Source organism: Klebsiella sp. WP4-W18-ESBL-05, from assembly GCF_014169075.1.
Lineage (GTDB): Bacteria > Pseudomonadota > Gammaproteobacteria > Enterobacterales > Enterobacteriaceae > Kluyvera > Kluyvera ascorbata_B.
The window spans coordinates 135,422-157,674 of record NZ_AP022058.1; the positions used below are offsets into that span (position 1 = coordinate 135,422).

Sequence of the window (22,253 nt, forward strand, 5' to 3'; positions counted from 1 at the left end):
GCCTCACTCTTCTGCAAAATAATTCAGAAGTGATCACCTCCGGTAATAAGTCAGCTGCAATAAATCAGCTGCGCGTTTTATTGCCCTGCAGATTCCCGTACCAGCCAGATTGTCGCCAGCGGCGGCAGAGTCACCGACAGCGAATGCTCCCGACCGTGGCTGGCGATCGCCTCGCTTGCCACGCAGCCGCCGTTGCCGGTGTTGCTCCCGTGGTAGTGCATCGAGTCGGTGTTCAGCTCTTCACGCCAGCGCCCCGGCTGGTTAATCCCGAAGCGATAGCCGTGACGCGGTACTGGCGTGAAGTTGCTCGCCACGATTATCTCGTTCCCGGCTTTATCGCGACGGACAAAGATAAACACCGACCGTTCGTGGTCATCCACAACAAGCCATTCAAAGCCGTAGGGGTCAAAATCCAGTTCGTGCAGTGCCTTATGGTGGCGATAGGTATGGTTCAGATCGCGCACCAGACGCTGCACCCCGTGATGCCAGTTGTCGCCCCCTTCCAGCAGATGCCAGTCGAGGCTGGCGTCGTGGTTCCACTCCCGCCCCTGGGCAAACTCGTTGCCCATAAACAGCAGCTTTTTACCGGGGAAGGCAAACAGCCAGCCGTAGTAGGCGCGCAGGTTGGCGAACTTCTGCCAGGCATCGCCAGGCATCCGGTCAAGAATCGATTTTTTGCCGTGAACCACTTCATCGTGTGACAGCGGCAACACGAAGTTTTCGGTGTAGTTGTAGAGTATCCCGAAGGTCATCTTGTCGTGATGATGCCGACGATGGACCGGGTCGAGTTGCATATAGTCGAGGGTGTCGTGCATCCAGCCGAGGTTCCATTTGAACCAGAAGCCGAGGCCGCCCGTCGACGCAGGGCGCGAGACACCGGCAAAATCGGTGGACTCCTCCGCCATCGTCACTGCCCCCGGCGTCTGCTCGCCCAGCACCCGGTTGGTATTGCGCAGGAACTCGATCGCTTCGAGATTTTCCCGGCCGCCGTACTCGTTGGGCACCCACTCACCCTGCTTGCGGCTGTAGTCGCGGTAGATCATCGACGCCACCGCATCCACCCGCAGCGCATCGATGCCGAAGCGCTCGATCCAGTACAGCGCGTTACCCACCAGGAAGTTACTGACTTCACGGCGGCCGTAGTTATAGATCAGCGTGTTCCAGTCCTGGTGATAGCCTTCGCGCGGGTCGCTGTGTTCATACAGCGCGGTGCCGTCAAACAACGCCAGGGCGAAGTCATCGGCCGGGAAGTGGCCCGGCACCCAGTCGAGGATCACGTTCAGGCCCGCGGCGTGCGCGGCGTGGAGGAAGTAGCGGAAATCTTCCCGGGTACCAAAGCGACGGGTCGGCGCGTACAGCCCGGTGGGCTGATAGCCCCAGCTGCCGTCGAACGGATGTTCGTTAACCGGCAGCAGCTCGAGATGGGTGAAGCCCATCCACTTCACGTAGGGCACCAGCCGATCGGCCAGTTCGCGGTAGCTCAGCCAGAAATGGTTATCGGTATGACGACGCCAGGAGCCGAGGTGGACTTCATAAATCGAAATCGGTGCATCAAACTGGTTGGCCTGCTTACGGGCCGGCGGTTGCTCAACTTTCTCCGGCAGGCCGCAGATCAGCGAGGCGGTTTCCGGGCGCATCTGCGCTTCAAAAGCATAAGGGTCGGATTTCACCCGCAGGTGCCCGTGGGCGTCAATCAGCTCGAACTTATACAGCTGGCCGTTGTGCGCGCCGGGAACAAACAGCTCCCAGATGCCAGACTCTTTGCGCAGGCGCATCGGGTGGCGACGGCCATCCCAGTAGTTGAACTGACCGACCACCGACACCCGACGGGCGTTCGGCGCCCAGACGGAAAAGCGCGTCCCGGTCACCCCGTCCATGATGTCGGCATGGGCGCCCAGGGTTTCGTAGGGCCGTAGATGGGTTCCTTCGGCGAGCAGCCAGGCATCAAGCTCCTGCAGCAGCGGGCCAAAGCGATAAGGGTCGTCAATCAGGTTTTGCTGGCCGTGCCAGGTGACCGCCAGCTGGTAACGAAAAGCATTTTTTCGCCGCGGCAGAACGCCGCTAAAGAATCCGCGTGAATCGAGGCATTCGAGCTTGCCAGCTTTACGCCCGGTTTTCGGCTCAATCACCCATACCTCGGTGGCATCGGGTAATAATGCGCGCACTTCCAGACCAGCAGCGGTTGAGTGCATGCCAAGCACAGAGAATGGATCGGAACAATGACCTGCGAGCAGTGCTGAAATCGCACTTTTTTCATTATAATCAGACATGTCAGTCACCCTACTATCATCCTGCGGAAAGAATTAAAACGCCTCTTTCTGCTTTATTGATCCGGTAATATTCCGCTGCAATGCTGCGCATCGAAATATCAACACGTTATTCCAGAGCCTTAAGACATGTCGGTCGTCCACAAATATAGAGCGATTAACCTCCTGAAAAGTGAATTAAATGCGCCGTACGCTTTTTGTATTATCTGACTCCAGAATAATTACTCCTGATTTTCTTTCTGTGAGTAAGTACTCATTTCTTTATGAATTGAAAAACTTATTTTTAAGTTATTATCAGAGGGGCAGCACCCTTAATGGCAACACCACTCGAATCTCATACAAAAAAATGAAAACAGGCCATCTTAGTAGAATAAAAAACCTTTTAACCACGCATTCAATAGCATTTATAACTGGTTGATGGGGCGTGCGGATACTCTGGAAACGGCAAGAACTCTATGCTAAATAGCTGCGCGGAATAGTAGATCACTGAAAGGGAACTCAGCCCGGATTGTGCGATCTGATCAATCGCCAAACCAACCAAAATCACCAACCGGACTGAGCGATGCCGATCATAGTACCAATACCCCGTGGCGAACGACGCCTGATGCAGAAAGCTATTCATAAAACGCGTGATAAAAATCATGCCCGCAGACTCACGGCCATGCTGATGCTTCATCGGGGTGAACGGGTCAGCGATGTTGCCAGAACTCTCTGTTGTGCCCGTTCATCCGTTGGTCGCTGGATTAACTGGTTTACGCACTCAGGTATTGAAGGCCTGAAATCCTTACCCGCAGGGCGCTCCCGACGCTGGCCTTTTGAACATATCTGCACCCTGTTACGTGAGCTGATAAAGCATTCTCCCGGCGATTTTGGTTATCAACGTTCACGCTGGAGCACCGAATTACTGGCAATAAAAATCAATGAGATAACCGGTTGCCAGTTACATGCAGGAACCGTTCGCCGCTGGTTGCCATCTGCGGGGCTTGTATGGCGCAGGGCCGCGCCAACTCTGCGTATCCGTGACCCACATAAAGATGAAAAGATGGCGGTAATCCACAAAGCGCTGGATGAATGCAGCGCAGAGCATCCGGTATTTTATGAAGATGAAGTGGATATCCACCTTAATCCTAAAATCGGTGCGGACTGGCAGTTGCGCGGACAGCAGAAACGGGTAGTGACGCCGGGGCAGAACGAAAAATACTATCTGGCCGGCGCACTGCACAGTGGCACGGGTAAAGTCAGCTACGTGGGCGGCAACAGCAAAAGTTCAGCGCTGTTTATCGCTCTGCTGAAGCACCTGAAAGCCACTTACCGGCGGGCGAAAACAATCACGCTGATCGTTGATAACTACATTATCCATAAAAGCCGCGAAACACAGCGCTGGTTGAAAGCAAATCCCAAGTTCAGGGTAATTTACCAGCCGGTTTACTCGCCGTGGGTGAATCATGTGGAACGGCTATGGCAGGCACTTCATGACACGATAACCCGTAATCATCAGTGCCGCTCAATGTGGCAGTTACTGAAAAAGGTCCGCCATTTTATGGAAACCGCCAGCCCATTCCCCGGAGGAAAACATGGTCAGGCAAAAGTGTAGCGGTATTAGGCGCAGCTATTTAGAATTTTTTCGGATTTTTTTGACGGCCTCTCAGTATACTCAGTACTCAGGCAGTTCGCGGAAAGCCCCTTCCTTTTAAGCACGGGATGCAAAGCGGAGCCTCCGACAGGACGCCAGTGAAGGCGATTTGGCTCTTCAATTTATTATTTGCTCATCACTTCCAACGCAGTAAGGCGGTGGCCAGAGCGCGTCTGATTTCCACACGGGTTTATGCCATTCGGGTCGTGTCATTTGATCTTGCGACGGCTAACCCCCTTTCAAGCTGTTAGCTTGCTGATAGCCGCTTTGGGAGGAGTTAATCAGCAGATGCGCGTGATCTCGCTCGTCGTCCATTTCAACCAGCTCAACATCAAAATCAGCGCCCACACTGGCAAAGTATTTGCATAGCTTTTCGATGGCATCCAGATTAAATATATTCCGTCGATATTGGGTAACAAACCGCGCGGTCGGGAATGTAAAGAATCAGGGAGCAGTATGGCGTTTTTTTTGCACTGGGATTATGCGCTTTGTTTTTTGGGTATACGGATTTAATGGTTGATGGGGCACCTTCACCCCATCAATCTGATACCACCCTCAGATGGTTGATAGATCGACTCCGTAGTTGAGTTCCTCTGCGAAGTCCGGCAGTCCGTAACCGATGGTTTTCTTGTAGAAAGGAGAGACCTTCGCAGTCGGTGCCTTCTTCTTGTGCTTCGTGGTGTAGAGCATTCGTGCCCGCATCACCTCGAAGGAGTAACCGCGCCCTTCACGGTTCTTGTCCTTGGCCAGTCGGTTGATGGACTCCGTGTAAGCGTTGGTGACGGGCATGTCCGTCTCGAAGTAGGTCATGGTCTCTTCGCGCCAGTTTCCCACTGCCCTGACCAGATCGCTCCAGACTTCCTTTTGGCCCTTCGGGATGGTGGCTATCCACTCGTCCAGGGCGGCTTCTGCCTGGAGCCGTGTGGTGGCGTCCCAGATGCCGTAGAAGCGCTCCTTGTGCTCGTAGGCGGCCAGCAGTTGCGGGAACGCGCCTGTCCAGGTCTCCATGATGAGGCGCTCCCGGTCTGAGACTTCGTGAGCGCGTTTCAGCAGGATTTTCCGGTCTCCCTTGAGAGTCCGGCTCTGGGACGGTTTCAGCTCCTTTCTGAGGCCCTTGCGCACTCTCTCTAGGGCATCGTTGGCCATGCGCACCACATGGAACTTATCGACCACGATACGGGCCTGGGGCAGCACAGCCTTGACCGCTGCCCGGTAGGGGTTCCACATGTCCATGCTGACGATCTCGACCTTCTGCCGGTCTTTCAGCTTCATCAGGTAGTTGGTCACCACGTCCTGGCGGCGGGTGGCCAGCAGGTCGAGCAGGGTTCGCTCCTCAATGTTGGTCAGAATGCAGCGGTAGCGCTTGTTCAGGTATAGCTCGTCAATGCCCAGGATGCGGGGCGTCTCGAAGCGGTGCCAGCGCCCCAGGAACTCGGCGCGGGCGTTGAAGATGTCGCGCACCGTCTTCTCGTCCAGGCCGGTCTGTGCCGCCACAAAGGTGTAGGGGTGGTTGAAGGATTCCTTCTCCACGTACTCATGCAGCCGCAGTGTCATACGGAATCCGTCCACCATCTCCGGTAGCTGGGGCCTGAATGTTGTCTTGCAGGCCCGGCAGGTGTATCGGCGGCGGACCACCCAGAGAGTGACCCGCTTGCCGTGGATGGGCAGATCACGATAGGGAACGTCACGCTTGCCGAACCGTACGAACTCACCCTGCACGCCGCATTCCTCGCAGGCGATGGGATCGGGCACGTCCACCTGGAAGTGCATTTCGTCGTCGGTTGATTTGCAGCCCAGTACTTGGTATTGCGGCAGGTGAAGGATGTTGTCGGGAAGTTCGGTCATGGTGTTGTATAGGCGTAGGTGTCAGTCAGATCCATCCGACTCGGCATTGGTGTTTGCTTTTTTACCCAACAAGCTGCTGGAAACGAAAAGTAAGGCACCGAGGACAATTGCAATATCAGCCAGGTTGAAGGCCGGCCAATGCCAGTCTCGCCAATAGAAATCAAAGGAATCCACAACATAGCCGCGAAAGACCCGGTCAATCAGGTTGCCCATGGCGCCACCGAGGATAAGACTGTAAGCGATGGCTTCTCCTTTATGACGATTTTCAAGGATCAGCTTGATCAGAAAAATCGAGACCACTACCGCGATTCCGATAAAAAAGTAGCGCTGCCAGCCTCCACCATTCGCAAAAAGACTGAATGCGGCACCGGTGTTCCATAGGTGCACCCAGTTAAAGAACGGGGTCACCGAAACATACTCGCCATAGGCCATTGATTGCTGCACCAGCCACTTTACAGCCTGATCAGACGCTGCCAGCAGGCCCGATATGGACAATAGGGCATACGGCGAGAGCTTTTTGCCAATAATGAGCATTATTTAACCCTTCAACGCCAAAATGCGTCTGGCACCGTTAAGTACAATGCCCCCCGCGATGGTGCCGATAATCAGATCCGGATAATTGGAACCGGTCCACGCGACCAGGGCGCCGGCGGTGATGACCCCCAGGTTGATCACCACGTCGTTGGCCGAGAATATCCAGCTTGCCTTCATGTGCGCCCCGCCTTCCCGATGTTTGGATATGAGCAGCAGACAACTGGTATTGGCAATCAATGCGACGAATGCGATAGCCATCATCACCAGCGATTCAGGCTCACTACCGAATACAAAGCGTCTCACCACCTCTACGAGCACGCCCACAGCCAAGATCAGTTGCAGTACACCAGCAAGATGCGCGGCACGTACCTGCATTTTCACGCTATGTCCAACCGCATAAAGGGCAAGCCCGTACACCGCCGCATCGGCAAAATTGTCCAGGGATTCTCCAATCAGGCCGGTGGACCGGGCGATCAGACCGGCAGTCATTTCCACCACGAACAGAAGTGCATTGATGCCGAGCAACCAGCGCAGGGTCCCGGATTCTTGCTTAGCAGAAGCTGCCGAAAACTCGGCGGCCTTGATGGTCTCCGGATTTGCAGCGACGGTTTCCTGAAGCGAGGCGCCTAGCCCCAAGGTCTTCAGTTTCGAGGTGACGGGCTCGACCTCGCCGTCATGCACGACCTTCAGCCGGCGGTTCGACAAGTCGAAGGACAGCGCCCGAATCTCCTCAAAGCCGTTCAGGGCTAGGCGAATCATTCGTTCTTCTGATGGACAGTCCATCTTCGGCACGGCATAAACACTGACCCATCTCCCTGGCGCCTCGGAGGAGGCCTGTATATCGGTATCCGCTGCGGACGTTGCATCACCGCCACAGGCGCCACCACAGGATTTGCTCATGATACGACTCCACTTGAACAATGTTGTGGTACCATTTAAAACTATAAAGCTACTATAAGGTCAATAGAGTAAAGAATCCGTTGGGGAGGAGGCTGATGCGCATTGGTCAGTTGGCGCAGTTGGTAGGGGTCGAAACACAGACGATCCGCTTCTATGAACAGCAGGGCTTGTTGCCGCCGCCTGATCGGCAGGACAACGGTTACCGTGTCTATACCGAGAAGCATGGTGAGGGGCTGGCCTTCATCCGTCGCTGCAGAATCCTGGGCCTGTCACTGGCTGAGATTCACGAACTACAGAGCTATCAGGACGACCCTCATCAGCCTTGTACCGCCGTCAACGCCTTGCTCGATGATCACATCTCTCATGTGCGGTCGCAGATAACCGCTCTGCAAGCGCTTGAGAAACAACTCGTTTCACTGAGAGCGAGTTGCAACGATGACCGGGAAGTTGAGGCGTGTGGGGTTCTTGCTGGAATTAGCGAAGGAAACATGCACCAGCAGTAGGTGAAGCATCAACCAGATAATCCGATGAGATGCCGGTCTGTCTCACTCTCATGCAAAGGTAAGATCAACCATTTAATCCGCTTACCCAGCAAACAAACTGGCAGCCGCATGGCTACCAAGGGTTCGGGTTCTTCATCCATGGCCTGTGGAGCGGTTCACCGCCAGACACCCGAGGCAGGAGCCCGGTGCGTAAATCGCGCACGCCGGGATCTGTGCGGGGGGTATCCGGTAACGGGTATCCCTACCGCGACATGATTTTGTGTGATTTGCACATTTATCATATTACATACCCGTTTCCCGCCGTGCAGATCCGAAAATTACAATTTCCGGATCTCAGGTGGAATACAGCAGGATCTGTGCTGATAATGCAACATTAAGTATAGATTTTTAATATAATTGCATTATTGCTTAATTTGCATCAATAACTTAAACGATTTACATAATTATCAATAAAAGAGTGAGGTTCTTATTTCCCGTGTAAATTATATGCCCTTGTAGAGAGCGAGGCGGTTTTGAACTTGCGGTAATAAGAATAAAATGTACCGACTCTTCCGGGGTACTGAGGTGTTCAGGTTTACGGCAGAGCCCTGCGCGTTTTGTATGAAAAAATTAAAGGACTGAACATGGCGACCACAGTAATAGCTGCCTTTAACGAATTTATGAAAGATACCGTGAATCTCGAAAAGGCAGACACCGATGACGCGCGTGCAAGTCGCGACTGGCTAATCGGTAAGATTAATGATTTTGAAAACGACGAGGTTTTTCCGGTGAGTTATCCCGGGATCCACATTGCTTTCGGTTCATTCGCAAGAAGAACCAAAATTCGTCCGCTTGATGATATCGATCTGATGTTTGGCTTAACCGGGCAAGGTGCCACCTATACCATCCTGAGTGACCGGGTAACTGTAACCTCCTCCGGAGAGGGTTCACGTCTGCACCGTTACCGCCATTCCGGGGCAGACACCGTCTGCTCCGTCAGAATTCTGAATGCCTTTAAAAGCCGTCTGCAGGATGTTGCCCAGTATGCCCAGGCTGATATCAGGCGTAACCAGGAAGCCGTCACGCTTAAGCTGGTCAGCAAGGACTGGAATTTTGACATCGTACCCTGCTTTATTACGAGCGAAGATGCCTTTGGACGGACTTACTATCTGATCCCCGACGGCAACGGCCACTGGAAGTTTACCGACCCCCGCAAAGACAGGGACAGAGTCACAACTATCAATGTGCAGAATGACGGCAATGTGCTCAATGTCATCAGAGCAGTTAAATACTGGCAGCGGCGACCGACGATGCCTTCCATGAGTTCCTACCTGCTGGAGACGCTGATTCTGGACTATTACGCCGTCAGGACATCCTGCTTATCGTTTGTCGATATGGAGCTGGAATCGCTTTTCCGCCATCTTGGTCTTTTCGTACAGTACTCCGTCAACGATCCCAAAGGCATACAGGGGGATATCAACTCTCTTTCAGCCGAGGCTCGTAAGGCGATATCGGACAGATGTTATCTCGATGCGCAGAAGGCATCGGAGGCGAGACGGTTTGAAGATAATAAAGAGTATGAAAAATCCATCAATAAATGGCGCGACGTGTTCGGGCCGTCCTTTCCTGTTTACGGGTGAACCATGAATGCCATTTACACGAACCAGTCGACCAGAGAAAACCTGGATTTACTGTATGCGCAGGCCCGTGTCTACGACAGGGTAAAAAACTGGAACAGGCTGAATTTTCTCTTCAGCATCATCGTGCCGCTCCTGCTTTCGCTCGTTACCGTATACAACCGGAGCCGGGGATTTGTCGATTCAGAGCTGTTGTCTTCACTGTTGGGGTTGTATGGACTTCTGGTACTTACCTTTAACATTGCCATCAGTGGACACATCTCAGCACTGCGCAGGAAGGCTGCCTCAATCCAGGAAATGTACGACTGCCGGGTACTTGGCATCCGTCGCAATGAACTGAAGGTGGAGGAGATCCCACGGGATGACATCATACGGGCAGCGGCATATTTCAGAGACAGTCCGGAAAAAGCACGAAAGCGATTTGGTGAAGAGGGATGGTACGTCAATAAGGTGTATGACGCGCCGCAGGCCGTAATGGCGCTCCTGTGCCACGGAAAAAACCTCGGCTGGGACAAATCGCTAAGGGAGGTGCTGCACGTGTTTTATCTTTCAGCATTCATTGTCTCGCCTGTCGCGATGCTTGTTTACGGCATCGCCATGAAATCTGGGCTGAATGAGATCCTTTTCTATGTAGTGTTCACATTGCCGGTCATCCGCTATTTCTTGCTTCAGTTTCTGGATAATCGCAGCAGTATGAAAAGAAGCGAGAAGCTGAAAAAATACGTTGAGAAGGAATTATCCGGCATCAGGGTTTCCGGAAGGGCAGAAGAAGAGCAACTGGGTTATACGCTCCGGAATATCCAGGATGAGATGTTCGCTTACCGGGCTTCATGTCCGCCCGTTCCCAACGGTATTCAGCTGATAATGAAACCCAAAAATGAGCAAATTTATGTTGATTACTTTGAAACGAATCTGAAGGAGCTGCACCTTCAGGAGTAATCCCTCCTTAGCTCCGGTATAGGATTTACGTATGCCGGAGCACATCACGATAAACCATTCAGGTTGCCTGACTTTCAGCGTAAACACATAGTCACCTTCTCCTCAGATAGTTAGCATCCGGCTTTGCCTTTTTTCGGATCTCAGAGGAAGAAGATAAGAATTATTGCATTTAAAGCCATAATCTTCACTGCCAGTGGCATTCATGAAGGCATAGTGAAATAAAATGGCAACATAACGAAATCCTCATTATTATAAGGGAAATATTCTCATTATAAAGGATCGTCTGTGAAAGGTTCAGAATGGAATAAATGGGATTTACATATTCACAGTCCGATGACGTGGCAGGCCAATGGTTACTCCGACCAGTGTGATATAGAGCGCTATGTACATCTACTCGGAGAAAAGCAACTTTCTCTTGTCGCCGTGACCAACTATTTTTATTTCCGGCAGAATGAGCTGGAAACGATCAGGGAAGAGATTGCCCGTCAGGGTCTCAATATAACCGTGCTGGGAAATGTGGAATTCCGCCTTGATCAACAGAACAAGGCCGGGGATTTTATTAATGTCCATATCCTTTTTTCAGATAAGGTGAGCACCGAACGTATTAACGAAGCCCTAAATAGCTGCGCCTAATACCGCTACACTTTTGCCTGACCATGTTTTCCTCCGGGGAATGGGCTGGCGGTTTCCATAAAATGGCGGACCTTTTTCAGTAACTGCCACATTGAGCGGCACTGATGATTACGGGTTATCGTGTCATGAAGTGCCTGCCATAGCCGTTCCACATGATTCACCCACGGCGAGTAAACCGGCTGGTAAATTACCCTGAACTTGGGATTTGCTTTCAACCAGCGCTGTGTTTCGCGGCTTTTATGGATAATGTAGTTATCAACGATCAGCGTGATTGTTTTCGCCCGCCGGTAAGTGGCTTTCAGGTGCTTCAGCAGAGCGATAAACAGCGCTGAACTTTTGCTGTTGCCGCCCACGTAGCTGACTTTACCCGTGCCACTGTGCAGTGCGCCGGCCAGATAGTATTTTTCGTTCTGCCCCGGCGTCACTACCCGTTTCTGCTGTCCGCGCAACTGCCAGTCCGCACCGATTTTAGGATTAAGGTGGATATCCACTTCATCTTCATAAAATACCGGATGCTCTGCGCTGCATTCATCCAGCGCTTTGTGGATTACCGCCATCTTTTCATCTTTATGTGGGTCACGGATACGCAGAGTTGGCGCGGCCCTGCGCCATACAAGCCCCGCAGATGGCAACCAGCGGCGAACGGTTCCTGCATGTAACTGGCAACCGGTTATCTCATTGATTTTTATTGCCAGTAATTCGGTGCTCCAGCGTGAACGTTGATAACCAAAATCGCCGGGAGAATGCTTTATCAGCTCACGTAACAGGGTGCAGATATGTTCAAAAGGCCAGCGTCGGGAGCGCCCTGCGGGTAAGGATTTCAGGCCTTCAATACCTGAGTGCGTAAACCAGTTAATCCAGCGACCAACGGATGAACGGGCACAACAGAGAGTTCTGGCAACATCGCTGACCCGTTCACCCCGATGAAGCATCAGCATGGCCGTGAGTCTGCGGGCATGATTTTTATCACGCGTTTTATGAATAGCTTTCTGCATCAGGCGTCGTTCGCCACGGGGTATTGGTACTATGATCGGCATCGCTCAGTCCGGTTGGTGATTTTGGTTGGTTTGGCGATTGATCAGATCGCACAATCCGGGCTGAGTTCCCTTTCAGTGATCTACTATTCCGCGCAGCTATTTAGCCCGTTTTCCGCTCCGGTTAACAGACGGCGACAGAAAGGCCATTTACTGCTGTGAAAAGAGCGTCATGGAAAGCGGCCATGGTGTGGATACCATTGTGGTGGCGTTCAGTGCACTGCTTGAGCATCTCAGTTCCGCATTCCGCCCGTTCAGGGATTACCTAGTGGCCGTCTGTCCGAACGGGTATGGCGGTTATCGACCCGACGCAAATGGGCGCTCTGCGGCAATCGCAACCGAGATCGACCGTCAGGGACATATTATTTTCGGCGGAAAGGGCGATCGTGAATTTTTTATGAAAACGAATCGTTATGACGATGCTGGCGTCAAACCCGTCTTCCTCTGCTCCGATGCACACCGGGTGGAGGATATCGGCAGCCGTTACACTTGGGTAAAGGCGCTTACGACCTTCGAGGGGCTTCGCCAAGCGTTACTGGAGCCTGAAGGCCGACTGAGGCTCGGGGATGAGTGGCTGACTGAGCTCACGCCAAAAGCGCATTTCAGTCAGATCGATATTGAAGGGACGATTTTTGATGGCCAGGAAATCAGCTTCAGGAAGCTGTCCATCCCCCTTAGTCAGGATATGGTGGCGATTATTGGCGGCCGGGGCACAGGTAAAAGCCTGCTGCTTGATGCGCTCCGTTCCCGCTTTGCCGGTACCGCGGCACGGGGAAGCGAGCAACGTGAAGTGAATGTTCAGTATCTAAGTATTGAATTGGATAAAGCCAATGGTGAGAAGATACGATTTGATGCCCGTTCAGAAGGGTATGAGTATCTGCATGTGTCTCAGGGGGAAATCAAAAAACTCTGCCAGGAGCCGGGGCTCATCAGTGATGAGATCAAGAAAATGCTGAGGCTGACACCGGTTCATGAGGCGGGTGATACGGCCACACAACTGGCAGAAAACCTCAGCGCCTGGCGTGCCTGGCGTGAATTCAGTTTGTACAGGAATGAGCATTCAGAGCCGGTGAATACGCGTGAGTTTCAGCAGCAGATCATCAGAGGCGCTCAGGAAAAAATTGAGGTTCTCACAAGTGACCGCAATAAGGCATTGATTGAGACGTTTCGTGAAAACAGCCGGCGTCAGACATTGCTGGTTCAGATGCGGGATAAATTAACGGGTGTGCGTGCGGACATTGCGACGGCCGAACATAACCTGAATGCCAGCATAGCGGCTATTAATGCTGACTCTACCGCTCAAGAAGCGATCCCGCTCGTAGATCTGTCAGCACAGACAGAGGCTGTTGCGCGCAGGCTTCTATCCGTGCAGGAGCAGACGGCACAGTTCGGGCGTGATAACGACGAGATTATTGGCGCTTTCCGTGAGCAGGGACTGGGACAGGACATCACAGGGTTGCTGGAAAAAGTACATGAATATCAGCGTCAAACGGAGCTTGCGGAAACGCATTTGCGTGAAATAGCGCGTCGAGAGACACAGTACCAGACCGGACTGGAACAACGCGCCAAGGTTGCGGCTGAATTCATGGATGGATTGCTGTCCAGACAGGGTGTGATCGATACGGCTTTCGCGTCGCTAACCAAAAAACCACATCTGACGCAGGACCAGCAGGCCCTGATAAAAGACATTCTTACGGATATCCGCATTTATGGACAGCCACACTTTGATATAAAGGCCTTTTATGATGGAATGCTCAGTTGTCTGAACCGAGGACGATTCAGGGCTAGCGGGGAGCTGACCTCTGTTGACAGGCTTCGGGAGGTGTTCAGGGTCAGCGGTATTGATGAGTTTCGGGCACTGCAGGCAAATGAACCCATGCTGGTTCTGCCGGAATTTTCGGACAAAAAACTGACCGTCGAAGAGTTCTTCTGGCGTGATGAATATTTTAACAGTCAGGGACCGGATTCACTACTCAGTTATCTGTTCAGTCCGGAGCAGATCCAGCGCTATCTGAACGTCAGGGCGGAATTTGAATACAAAGGCAAAACGGTCGAAAAACTGTCAGCCGGTCAACGGGGGACCTTCTATGTCTGCCTTAAACTGGCGACGGACGCCTTCGGATCGCCATTTGTATTCGATCAGCCAGAAGATGACCTAGACAATGACTTCATCATGCACAGTCTGGTACCTCTCTTCAGAAAAATAAAACAGTACAGGCAGGTCATTATCGTGACGCATAACGCCAACCTGGTGGTGAACTGTGATGCTGAGCAGGTCATCATCGCCACTAATAATGATGAAGTCATCAGTTACCGTAGCGGGGCGCTTGAATACGGAGATCATGATGCGCCAAACAGCATGCGCAAGGCAATATGCGATGTGCTTGAGGGAGGCCGTCAGGCGTTCGAAGCCCGTGAGCAAAAATACGGCATGTTGTGGCTTAAAGCCATCTAAGGGGTCTGAGGGCCAATGGAACGGAAACGTACGTTAAGGATTTAATTCATTGTTTAAATTAAAATTTAATGTCATCGGATCGCCGTTTAAAATATCATCCGATAGCGTGAAGCAGCTGTTCGGTGGTTCACTGACGCTGCGGGACTAGGATGGACAGGTTGCAAAGGCTCTGACCATGATACGTGCGCTGAGCATAATGACGAAGGCAGGAATGCCAGAAAGCGAGCGTATTGCCTGACATCAGCAACCGGCTATGGGGATGCTTATCCCAAATCTGATTTATTCCACAAAACCTTTCAGGGGTTGTGTAGGGTACAGGCTCGGAACCCCAAAAACGCGATAACCACCCATTGGGTGGTTATCGCAAACGCTGTCTGCTTTTGGCTCATCATCACCTGGCCTAAGGGAGAAGCAAATCCATGAGGTCACTCAAACAGCGATGAGTGAGTCGCTGTGAAGCCACACTGCTATGGCTTCACCACTGTGATCTGTAAAAAGGCCATCAGGCGCTTTTTTCCAGTTCTTTAGCTTCCCGTAACGTGTCCATTGAAATGAACATTGGGATTGTATCGTTGGCAGAGACCTCTTCACGCGTAGCTTCAAAATCGAAGCTTTCGTAAAAAGCCCTTGCACCAACTTTAGCATCAAGGTAAACCCCTTTAATGCCCTTCACAAATGCAGCGCTCTCGACGCAGTAATCGAGAATAGCGCGCAACAACTCTTCACCCCAGCCCTGCCTTTGGTATTGCTTATCGATGGCAATCATTGGGATTTTCATCACCGCAAACACAGGTGGTACCGAATATGGGAATGTTCCATCAGGAACTTCATCGCGGCCCAACTGATACAAAGAGGCCGTCACAAACCCTACAACTTTATCGCCTTTAAGAAGCAATAACCCGTGGATGTTGTCACGGCCACACTGGCGCTTTAACTGCTGTAAATAACCATTCAGCACTTTTTCGCCACAATCGAACTGCTTAATCCCGGTGATTTCTACATCGGAATCAGCCTTTATTACGCGGAACTGCTCATTAGTAATCTCGGACATACCTTGTTTCCCTTGTCATTAGCGCACGGAGTTTCTCTCCCGGCTGACGAGGTGAATTAATGATGTCGTTTAGATGATTCCACTCCTGTTCGCTGAGCACTCGCATTCGCTGTTCATCTAGCGCCTGCTGAGCTGCGCGTGTAGCAGCCATCAAAATAAACGCACTCATATCCACCCCAACCAGCGAGGCTGCTTCTTTCAACTTCTCTTTTATGTCGGCGCTGGTTCTCAGCTCGACACGTGTGTCTTTGGCTCCAGCCAAAGCCAGGCTTGCGGAACCACCAGTCACATTGGTGTTTCTCATCATGTATTCTCCACGAACAATTTTTTTATTAAAAAATTCAGTTATATACCTCCACAATTAATGATCATCGTAAATTTCCTTTTGTGTTGGTTTCTATAAGAAGACGTATGGCCCTACTGTTTCCATTCATCTGACTGTTACATATTATGTGATTGATATTTAAATAATTTTCACGTGACTGTTTGATTGACTCATTACCAGCTGAATTAATAGAAGTCGCTTTGATAGACATAGAATTTCCTTTTATAGTAGATGACATGAATAAGTATATATGATTGATATTTAAGTAATTTAATCGTGTTTTATTGAATTTAAATTTTTAGCTAACTTTCTTTAGCTACCCACATAGTTTTGCATGCTTCGTAACCAGTGTCAACTAAAGCCGTACGCTGTACGTACAATATATCCGGGTGTTGTACGGGTGCCGTTTAGGCTCTGTCGCATTAAGGCCGCGTCAGATAACATGCTGTTTTTTTGTAATGTTGCCGATAGTTACAGTTAATGTCTCTGATCCGAAATACCTTCAAACGTCTGCACGATCCCGTCGACGTTATTGCTCAGTGTGTCCGCTGGTATCTGGTTTACTCACTGAGTCTGCGTGATCTCGAAGAGATGATCGCGGAATGTGGTCTTCATGTTGACCACTCCACGCTTCACCGCTGAGTTATCCGTCTGGTACCATTGTTGGATACTGTGTTTCGTCGGCATAAACGGGCGGTAGGTCGTCGATGGCGAATGGATGAAACCTACACATAATTAAAGGCTAGTGGAAGTATCTGTATCGCGCGGTCGATACATCAGGGCACACCATCGACTTTTTGCTGACCGCCAGACGGGACTCTGCTGCCGCCTTACGCTTCTTTTGCAAGGCGATTCGCCATCACGGCGAACCGGAAGTGGTCACTATCGATAAAAGTGGCGCCAACACCGCAGCGTTGGCCACGCTCAACGCCGGCAAACCCGATGAGGAAACGATTACCATCAGGCAAAGCAAGTATCTGAACAACCTGGTTGAGCAAGATGATCGAAATATCAAACGTCGAATACGCCCGATGCTGGGATTTAAATCGTTTCGCCGGGCACAGGCCATTCTGGCCGGCATTGAATTGCTCCACATGATACGCAAAGGACAATATCAACATCCGGCAGGTGATGGAATGTCACCTGCGGAACAGTTTTATTTACTGGTAGCCTGAATAATCGACAACGCCAGATTTTGCTGGCATTGCCTCCGTTAATATGACAGAACCCAGTCATCTCGGTGGCGTCAGTCCAGAGGCCTTTGAGCTGGTCTCGTCGTGAGGACAGAATTTGTCTACGGGCGTGGGGTCAGTCCAACATGGCGACTTCTTGCCCACGATTGATTTCTGCCCGGTGATTTTCAAAGGCACCTATGACGAACAAAACTGGCAGGTACTGAGTCAGCGCTGGGACAACCTGCGTGCACAGTTGCACGGCAATCCCTTCTCCGCCAGTGCGCTGCAGGATCATGCTCTGCATAAAGAACTTATTCAGTCGGTGCTGGACAGTGCGCCGAACTTCTCTCCGTTAAAGAGAGCGCATGACAAAGATTAGTTTGCCAGTTTGTTACTGACAGAGAAAAAAGTTGAGCCAACCACAAGGATTCACAATGGGGAATATTGACGGACTGACGCTGATGCAGAGAGAAGATCCTTCATTCGCTGAGCACTACCTGCGTTGGGAAAGTATCAGACAGACCTCAGCATCCCATCAGGTTGCCATTTGCGGCCTGATGAATGCAGGGAAAAGCGCATTACTGAATATGCTGACCGGACACCTGGAACAGGAGTATTTCGCCACCGGCGCGAGTCGCACCACGGCAGACGTACAGTCAATGACCACGGAAAACATTGACTGGCTCGACACGCCAGGCATTGATGCCAGTGACAGCGATGATCACACCGCCTTGCGTGGCATATTGCGTGCGGATTCGGTTCTTTTTGCCCATACCCTGCGCACCGGCACGCTTGAGCAGGTGGAACTCGATTTTCTTGATACGCTGATGCGCCATATCCCCGCTCTGCCGCAGCGATTGATTGTGGTGCTCACCCACGCTGACAGTGTGGAAACCCATCAGCAAGAGAGCATTGATTCCATTACGCGGATTCTCTCCACGCGTTTTGCCGAACAGTTGCCGCTGTTTGTCACCTCAAGCCCGCGTTTTATTAAAGGTACGCTGACGAATAAGCCTAGGCTGGTTCAGCGCAGCGGTATTCCGCAGTTGCTGGCAGCCATCACCACCCGTGTCAGTAGGGCCAATGCATCGCTCGTCTCAGGGCGGGCGCTGGAAAAAGTTCATCTCGACATCATGCTCAAGGGTGCTATCACTGAGGCTCTTGCTCAGCGCGAAGAGAAGTTGAGCGCACTAATGCTGCAACATAAAGAAGAGGAGAAGGCGTTTCGCAAGGCAGCAAAACAGCTGCTAAACGCCCTGCGTCAGCGTATCCCTGATGAGAATAAATCTGACATTTAAGGAAATAACGATGTGGTGGTTACTTATTCCTGTTGTAGGCGCAGTGATTACAGCCGTTGCCGCCTCAGACAGCAGCAGTTCATCTTCTTCATCTGACACCGGCAACAGCCGTGAAACGGCGGCTCGCGAAGCGCTGGAAAAAGAGCAGAGGCGTAACCGGGAGTTGAACCAGGCGGCATTGGTTCAGGATGCCCGCAAAGGCCTGAAGAGGCTGCTGGCCGATCATCCCGCTTTTCTGAAACGCACCCAGCCCGATGACTGGCACACGCTGACGGCGTTCAATCTCGAAAATGCGTTGAGCACCCCGGCGACGGTGAATAACAGTTTCTCGAAACTGCGGGCGCTGTTACCGGATCTGGAATATGTCGGCAACGACAGTGAGGTGCAGATGCATATTCATCAGTTGCAGGGAGAGATGGCGGAGCTGCTCGCACTCAGTCAGCGTCTTTCTGAGGAGATGGATCAATGATTACCTCACCCGCCAATCGTAATGAACTGCTCGCCGTGTTTTCGCAGGTGGCAGAAGGCTTTAGCGCCACAGGCAACAGGATCAAACAGTACGAAGCGCTAATCAGCCCGCTGCTGGCGGCGCTCACCGACACGCAACAGCGTGATCCCTGGGCCAACAGCGCACTCCGACGTGACCATCCCTTTTTGCAGTTTGTTGAAGACCACACTGCGCAGCTGCGTGAGATGCTGCGTCTTCAGGTCGGGGAGATGCTCAGCTATCAACGAAAAAACATTTTTCGTCAGAAGTTTGATGATGCGTTGATGGTCTACGTTTACGGTAAAGTCAAAGCCGGTAAATCCTCCTTTGGCAATTTTATTGCCTGGGGCCATCCCTGCCCGGATGCAGCGCTGAAAAGCCAAGTCGAACCGAAACCCGCCTTCTTTTGTGAAGTTGATAGCGGTACAACAGAAAAGATGTCGGCAGAAAAAATGGCACGCCAGCAACACTTTTCCGTCGGCGTATCGGAAACTACCAGCGCTATTCAGGGTTTCACCCTGCCTGGACTGACCTGGATTGATTCGCCCGGAATTCACTCGGTGACCGCTGAGAATGGTAGGCTGGCGCAGGAGTACAGCGATGCCGCCGACCTTATCATCTATCTGACCAGTTCCAGCAGCCCCGGCAGGAAAAGCGATCTGGAGGTGATGCGCGAAGTTGTTGAGAAGAACAAGCCGATGATGGTGCTAATCCCGGCCAGCGACATTATCGATGAAGATGAAGATGATGAAGGTAATCCCGTTTCTCAACTGATCATGAAGTCAGATGCCGATCGCGTCGATCAGGAAAACTATGTCAGCGAGTCGCTTTCTGCTCTGGTGGACAGCCATAAAGTTGGCGTCACGGTGCAATCCATCTCGGTCGAGTATGCGCGACAAGGCGCAGAAACTGAGCGCAACGCGCGCTGGCAGGAGAGCGGTTTAGAGACGTTTGCCGAAACCGTTGCTCGGATCGCGCAGTCCGATGGCATCAGGATGAAACAACGTACCCCGCTGATTAACCACAAAAATGTTTGCGATTACCTGACCCGCAGTGGCGATGAGATCATCGCGCTGTTGAATGAAGTGTCCGCCGGACTGGATGACGCCGCGCAAAAACTGCATCAGGAGTGTGAACGCCTCTGTCTTGAGCTGGAGGAGCGGCTTAAGCCAAAAATCGAACGTCTGATTGAACGTTACGCGATGGATAACCGCCAGTACCTGTCGCACTGCGCCAGAGTGTGGGAAGATGAGATCGCGACCAGCAAAACGGCGCTGCTTGAACAGGTTCAGCAGGGCTTCGACCAGTTGACGCTTAACCTCAATCAACTGGATGTGATTGACGAGGCGATACCGGGTTTTGAAAAGCGTACAGAGCGCATCGCTTTTAACTCACGTCTGGGGGAAAACGTCGGTAAAGCCGGCGGGGCGGCCGTCGGCACGGCGATCGGTGCCTTCGCGGGAAGCATCATTCCGGGTATTGGAACGGCTATCGGTGCCGGCATCGGCGGTTTACTTGGTGGCATGGTGGGCGGCTACGGTGGCGGCAAAATTGGAGAGAATTTCAATTCAACCGAATATGAAGATATCGAAGTCGGCGATAACCGCGTGGAGGTGGCGTTAAAAACCCGCAAAGTGTTAAGCCAGCGGGCTGAACGCGAGCTGGGCGCGGTAACGGTCATGCTGGAGAACGCCTTCTATGGCGATATCAAAGCCTGGGTGACAGAGATCCATACTGCTCTGACGTCATTACAACTGGAATTACGTAGCCAGCATCTGGCCCTGACAAAGGAGTTGCTTAACAATGAACCTGCCTGATTATCAACACGTTTTTGATGTTTACCATCACTGCCAGGAGACGCTCGAAGTGGGTTTACCTGCGGGTGAAGCGGCCTTGCTGGGCAAACGCCTGATGACGAAAAGCGAGCAATTGCAGCCAGTGATTATGGTTTACGGCGTCTATAACGCCGGAAAAAGCACCTTGCTGAACGCATTAATGGGCCGGGCTGATGCTGAGATGGCAGACAGGCCCATGACCGATCAGGTGACGGGCTATCAGTGGCGCGGCTATACGCTGTATGACACGCCGGGCATCGATGCTCCGCAAGAACATCAGCAAGTGACGGAAGCGCATTTGCGCGAATCCGATGTCGTGTTGTTCGTCGTCGCCACGGGAGGCGCGGTCGAGGAGCAATCGACCTGGCAGGCGCTGATCTCGTTGGTCGAAAAAGAGCGACGGGTCATGCTGATCGTCAACAATAAAACCGGCCTCAAACCTGAATCACATGAATATATTCATCTTGTCGATCAGCTCAGACAGCGGCTTCAGTATGCCGCCGACGAGGAACAGATCGACGATATACTCAGCAAAGTCAGTATTCATCTGGTGAATGCCCGTTCGGCACTCAAGGGAAGGCTTGAGCAGAAGTCAGGACTAATCAACTCAAGCGGGATCACCTTGCTGGAAGAGCAACTGTCGCAATTTTTGCAGGAAACCGATCAGTACAGCGTGCTCGATACCTGTTACAGCGACCTGCGTCAGGCCATTGATACCGCCCTGCTCTCGCTCGCGAAAATCGCCGCCAGTCCGGAAAGCGAGGCCTTGCAGGACGCCAGACTGCGCGTAGAGAGTGAGTGCGAGCGCCTGAGCCTGCAACTCCATGATCATTTAGAGAAAAACATTCAGAAGCATCAGCATGTCCTAGCAGGCACCATTGATGACCTGCTGGAAAACTGCCGCTCTAAGCACGTCTTTGAAGCGGATCTCAGCCGTGAACTGGAAGTGGTTTCAGATAAGATTTTCCAGCAACAGCAGGCATTACTGGAAAGTGAACTGCCCAAAACGCAGCGCAAGCTGGAGGACATTGGTGAAACCTTGCAGGTCGCCGAGATGCGGCAGGCTCAGGCCGAAAGTCCCGACGTAAAAGCTTTCCAGAGTGAAGACGAGGAATCTGCCTGGAAACAGGGCTTGAAGCAGGTGATGGGCCACAGCGACAAACTGGATGTGAATGCCCTTGCCGAAGCAGGCGCCAAAAAAGGGTTAGTGATTGCCAAAGATCTGTTGCCAAATCTGTTTAAAGGGATTGGGAAAAGAACCATCGAGCGCTGGGCCGCTACGGCAGGACGCTTAGCAGGCCCTGCCATTGCTCTGGGCGTGGGAGCCTGGAACATTTATCAGGCCGTGAATGAAAATGAAAAATTAAGACAGGCAAGACGTCGCCGTCGAGAAGCCGCAGAAGACACCGCCGCCACGCTGATGGATGGGCTGAAACAGGCGTGGCAGGGGGTGATTCGCGAGGTGGTGAATGAGATTTTCGAACCAGTAGACGCTTTCCTGAAACAGCGAAAAAACGAGCATCAGCAGCAGAGCGATCTCACCGCAAAACGCATTGAGGAATTAGAAACAGCCAAACGGGCTCTGTCGCATTAACGGAGGTAAGTCAGTAAAGCCTCGCGTTGTCGATTATTCAGGCTGCCAGTAAATAAAACTGCTCCGCAGGTATTAGACGTCAACTAGTTTTGCCGACTGGCGCCAACTATTCTGGCCGCATCCTTTAGT

The 22,253-nt window shown here is 52.0% G+C and carries 16 protein-coding genes and 6 pseudogenes; 14 read left to right on the forward strand and 8 right to left on the reverse strand.

What is annotated here, in order from left to right:
• Positions 1-77 precede the first annotated feature (77 nt).
• The gene (gene glgB / locus H7R58_RS24490; protein ID WP_182934827.1) at positions 78-2,270 is read right to left on the reverse strand and encodes a 1,4-alpha-glucan branching enzyme; all 2,193 of its coding nucleotides are present in this window, start codon (positions 2,268-2,270) and stop codon (positions 78-80) included.
• Positions 2,271-2,829: 559 nt separating this feature from the next.
• Here glgB and H7R58_RS24495 point away from each other — a divergent pair.
• On the forward strand, positions 2,830-3,861 hold the full coding sequence (locus tag H7R58_RS24495) for an IS630-like element ISEc33 family transposase (protein ID WP_001395480.1): 1,032 nt from the start codon (positions 2,830-2,832) through the stop codon (positions 3,859-3,861).
• Between the two features lie 156 nt (positions 3,862-4,017).
• Here H7R58_RS24495 and tnpA read toward each other — a convergent pair.
• The 4 genes and pseudogenes from tnpA to H7R58_RS24515 all read right to left on the reverse strand — a co-directional run.
• Positions 4,018-4,320: pseudogene (tnpA, locus tag H7R58_RS25700) on the reverse strand (IS200/IS605 family transposase); the annotation flags it as partial.
• 135 nt (positions 4,321-4,455) lie between these two features.
• Positions 4,456-5,745 (reverse strand): ISL3-like element ISPpu12 family transposase, encoded by a 1,290-nt coding sequence (locus H7R58_RS24505; protein WP_004574636.1) that lies wholly within the window; start codon positions 5,743-5,745, stop codon positions 4,456-4,458.
• Positions 5,746-5,766: 21 nt separating this feature from the next.
• Positions 5,767-6,279: a signal peptidase II gene (gene lspA, locus H7R58_RS24510; RefSeq protein ID WP_003821921.1), complete on the reverse strand. Its 513-nt coding sequence runs from the start codon at positions 6,277-6,279 to the stop codon at positions 5,767-5,769.
• A 3-nt stretch (positions 6,280-6,282) separates the two neighbouring features.
• Positions 6,283-7,179 carry a cation efflux transmembrane domain-containing protein gene (locus tag H7R58_RS24515; RefSeq protein WP_004364974.1) on the reverse strand — a complete coding sequence of 299 codons (897 nt, stop codon included), beginning with the start codon at positions 7,177-7,179 and terminating at the stop codon, positions 6,283-6,285.
• Positions 7,180-7,274: 95 nt separating this feature from the next.
• Here H7R58_RS24515 and cadR point away from each other — a divergent pair, with 95 nt between their 5' ends.
• The 5 genes and pseudogenes from cadR to H7R58_RS24540 all read left to right on the forward strand — a co-directional run.
• Positions 7,275-7,682: a Cd(II)/Pb(II)-responsive transcriptional regulator gene (gene cadR / locus H7R58_RS24520; protein ID WP_004364961.1), complete on the forward strand. Its 408-nt coding sequence runs from the start codon at positions 7,275-7,277 to the stop codon at positions 7,680-7,682.
• A gap of 88 nt (positions 7,683-7,770) precedes the next feature.
• Positions 7,771-7,875 (forward strand): annotated as a pseudogene (locus H7R58_RS24525) (reverse transcriptase/maturase); the annotation flags it as partial.
• Between the two features lie 430 nt (positions 7,876-8,305).
• A complete protein-coding gene (locus tag H7R58_RS24530) occupies positions 8,306-9,301 on the forward strand; it encodes a nucleotidyltransferase family protein (protein ID WP_032744124.1) in 996 nt (331 codons plus the stop codon).
• 3 nt (positions 9,302-9,304) lie between these two features.
• Entirely contained in the window at positions 9,305-10,237 is a 933-nt protein-coding gene (locus tag H7R58_RS24535) for an S-4TM family putative pore-forming effector (RefSeq protein ID WP_020805035.1), read from the forward strand.
• A gap of 285 nt (positions 10,238-10,522) precedes the next feature.
• A pseudogene (locus H7R58_RS24540) lies at positions 10,523-10,858 on the forward strand (DNA repair protein); the annotation flags it as partial.
• 17 nt (positions 10,859-10,875) lie between these two features.
• Here the strand turns inward: H7R58_RS24540 and H7R58_RS24545 are convergent.
• The gene (locus tag H7R58_RS24545; RefSeq protein ID WP_001395480.1) at positions 10,876-11,907 is read right to left on the reverse strand and encodes an IS630-like element ISEc33 family transposase; all 1,032 of its coding nucleotides are present in this window, start codon (positions 11,905-11,907) and stop codon (positions 10,876-10,878) included.
• A 100-nt stretch (positions 11,908-12,007) separates the two neighbouring features.
• On the opposite strand from H7R58_RS24545, the pseudogene H7R58_RS24550 reads away from it, so the two are divergent.
• Together H7R58_RS24550 and H7R58_RS24555 are read left to right on the forward strand one after the other, a co-directional pair.
• Positions 12,008-14,359 (forward strand): annotated as a pseudogene (locus H7R58_RS24550) (TrlF family AAA-like ATPase); the annotation flags it as partial.
• 106 nt (positions 14,360-14,465) lie between these two features.
• Positions 14,466-14,597 (forward strand): annotated as a pseudogene (locus H7R58_RS24555) (IS5/IS1182 family transposase); the annotation flags it as partial.
• A gap of 264 nt (positions 14,598-14,861) precedes the next feature.
• Here H7R58_RS24555 and H7R58_RS24560 read toward each other — a convergent pair.
• Positions 14,862-15,410, reverse strand: a complete 549-nt coding sequence (locus tag H7R58_RS24560; protein WP_017900604.1) for a GNAT family N-acetyltransferase — start codon at positions 15,408-15,410, stop codon at positions 14,862-14,864.
• Positions 15,394-15,717 (reverse strand): type II toxin-antitoxin system TacA family antitoxin, encoded by a 324-nt coding sequence (locus tag H7R58_RS24565; protein ID WP_017900603.1) that lies wholly within the window; start codon positions 15,715-15,717, stop codon positions 15,394-15,396. Before H7R58_RS24565 ends, H7R58_RS24560 begins: the two co-directional genes overlap by 17 nt.
• A 498-nt stretch (positions 15,718-16,215) precedes the next feature.
• Between H7R58_RS24565 and H7R58_RS24570 the strand changes: the two are divergent.
• The 6 genes and pseudogenes from H7R58_RS24570 to H7R58_RS24595 all read left to right on the forward strand — a co-directional run bounded on the left by H7R58_RS24570 (position 16,216) and on the right by H7R58_RS24595 (position 22,124).
• Positions 16,216-16,910: pseudogene (locus tag H7R58_RS24570) on the forward strand (IS6 family transposase).
• Positions 16,911-17,064: 154 nt separating this feature from the next.
• A complete protein-coding gene (locus H7R58_RS24575; RefSeq protein WP_223878977.1) occupies positions 17,065-17,289 on the forward strand; it encodes a hypothetical protein in 225 nt (74 codons plus the stop codon).
• A 55-nt stretch (positions 17,290-17,344) separates the two neighbouring features.
• A complete protein-coding gene (locus H7R58_RS24580; RefSeq protein ID WP_020804894.1) occupies positions 17,345-18,208 on the forward strand; it encodes a GTPase in 864 nt (287 codons plus the stop codon).
• Positions 18,209-18,218: 10 nt separating this feature from the next.
• Positions 18,219-18,677, forward strand: a complete 459-nt coding sequence (locus H7R58_RS24585) for a hypothetical protein (RefSeq protein WP_020804892.1) — start codon at positions 18,219-18,221, stop codon at positions 18,675-18,677.
• Positions 18,674-20,512, forward strand: a complete 1,839-nt coding sequence (locus H7R58_RS24590; protein ID WP_020804891.1) for a dynamin family protein — start codon at positions 18,674-18,676, stop codon at positions 20,510-20,512. The genes H7R58_RS24585 and H7R58_RS24590 overlap by 4 nt, the downstream gene beginning before the upstream one ends.
• Positions 20,499-22,124: a GTPase gene (locus tag H7R58_RS24595; RefSeq protein ID WP_020804893.1), complete on the forward strand. Its 1,626-nt coding sequence runs from the start codon at positions 20,499-20,501 to the stop codon at positions 22,122-22,124. The genes H7R58_RS24590 and H7R58_RS24595 overlap by 14 nt, the downstream gene beginning before the upstream one ends.
• Positions 22,125-22,253 lie beyond the last annotated feature (129 nt).

What these genes read in the sequence shown, in the direction of transcription:
- H7R58_RS24590 (WP_020804891.1), top strand. Translation starts at nt 18,674, where the DNA reads ATGATTACCTCACCCGCCAATCGTAATGAACTGCTCGCCGTGTTTTCG.
- H7R58_RS24530 (WP_032744124.1), top strand. Translation starts at nt 8,306, where the DNA reads ATGGCGACCACAGTAATAGCTGCCTTTAACGAATTTATGAAAGATACC.
- H7R58_RS24495 (WP_001395480.1), top strand. Translation starts at nt 2,830, where the DNA reads ATGCCGATCATAGTACCAATACCCCGTGGCGAACGACGCCTGATGCAG.
- H7R58_RS24535 (WP_020805035.1), top strand. Translation starts at nt 9,305, where the DNA reads ATGAATGCCATTTACACGAACCAGTCGACCAGAGAAAACCTGGATTTA.
- H7R58_RS24545 (WP_001395480.1), bottom strand. Translation starts at nt 11,907, where the DNA reads ATGCCGATCATAGTACCAATACCCCGTGGCGAACGACGCCTGATGCAG.
- H7R58_RS24505 (WP_004574636.1), bottom strand. Translation starts at nt 5,745, where the DNA reads ATGACCGAACTTCCCGACAACATCCTTCACCTGCCGCAATACCAAGTA.
- H7R58_RS24595 (WP_020804893.1), top strand. Translation starts at nt 20,499, where the DNA reads ATGAACCTGCCTGATTATCAACACGTTTTTGATGTTTACCATCACTGC.
- lspA (WP_003821921.1), bottom strand. Translation starts at nt 6,279, where the DNA reads ATGCTCATTATTGGCAAAAAGCTCTCGCCGTATGCCCTATTGTCCATA.
- glgB (WP_182934827.1), bottom strand. Translation starts at nt 2,270, where the DNA reads ATGTCTGATTATAATGAAAAAAGTGCGATTTCAGCACTGCTCGCAGGT.
- H7R58_RS24560 (WP_017900604.1), bottom strand. Translation starts at nt 15,410, where the DNA reads ATGTCCGAGATTACTAATGAGCAGTTCCGCGTAATAAAGGCTGATTCC.
- cadR (WP_004364961.1), top strand. Translation starts at nt 7,275, where the DNA reads ATGCGCATTGGTCAGTTGGCGCAGTTGGTAGGGGTCGAAACACAGACG.
- H7R58_RS24580 (WP_020804894.1), top strand. Translation starts at nt 17,345, where the DNA reads ATGGGGAATATTGACGGACTGACGCTGATGCAGAGAGAAGATCCTTCA.
- H7R58_RS24515 (WP_004364974.1), bottom strand. Translation starts at nt 7,179, where the DNA reads ATGAGCAAATCCTGTGGTGGCGCCTGTGGCGGTGATGCAACGTCCGCA.
- H7R58_RS24565 (WP_017900603.1), bottom strand. Translation starts at nt 15,717, where the DNA reads ATGATGAGAAACACCAATGTGACTGGTGGTTCCGCAAGCCTGGCTTTG.
- H7R58_RS24585 (WP_020804892.1), top strand. Translation starts at nt 18,219, where the DNA reads ATGTGGTGGTTACTTATTCCTGTTGTAGGCGCAGTGATTACAGCCGTT.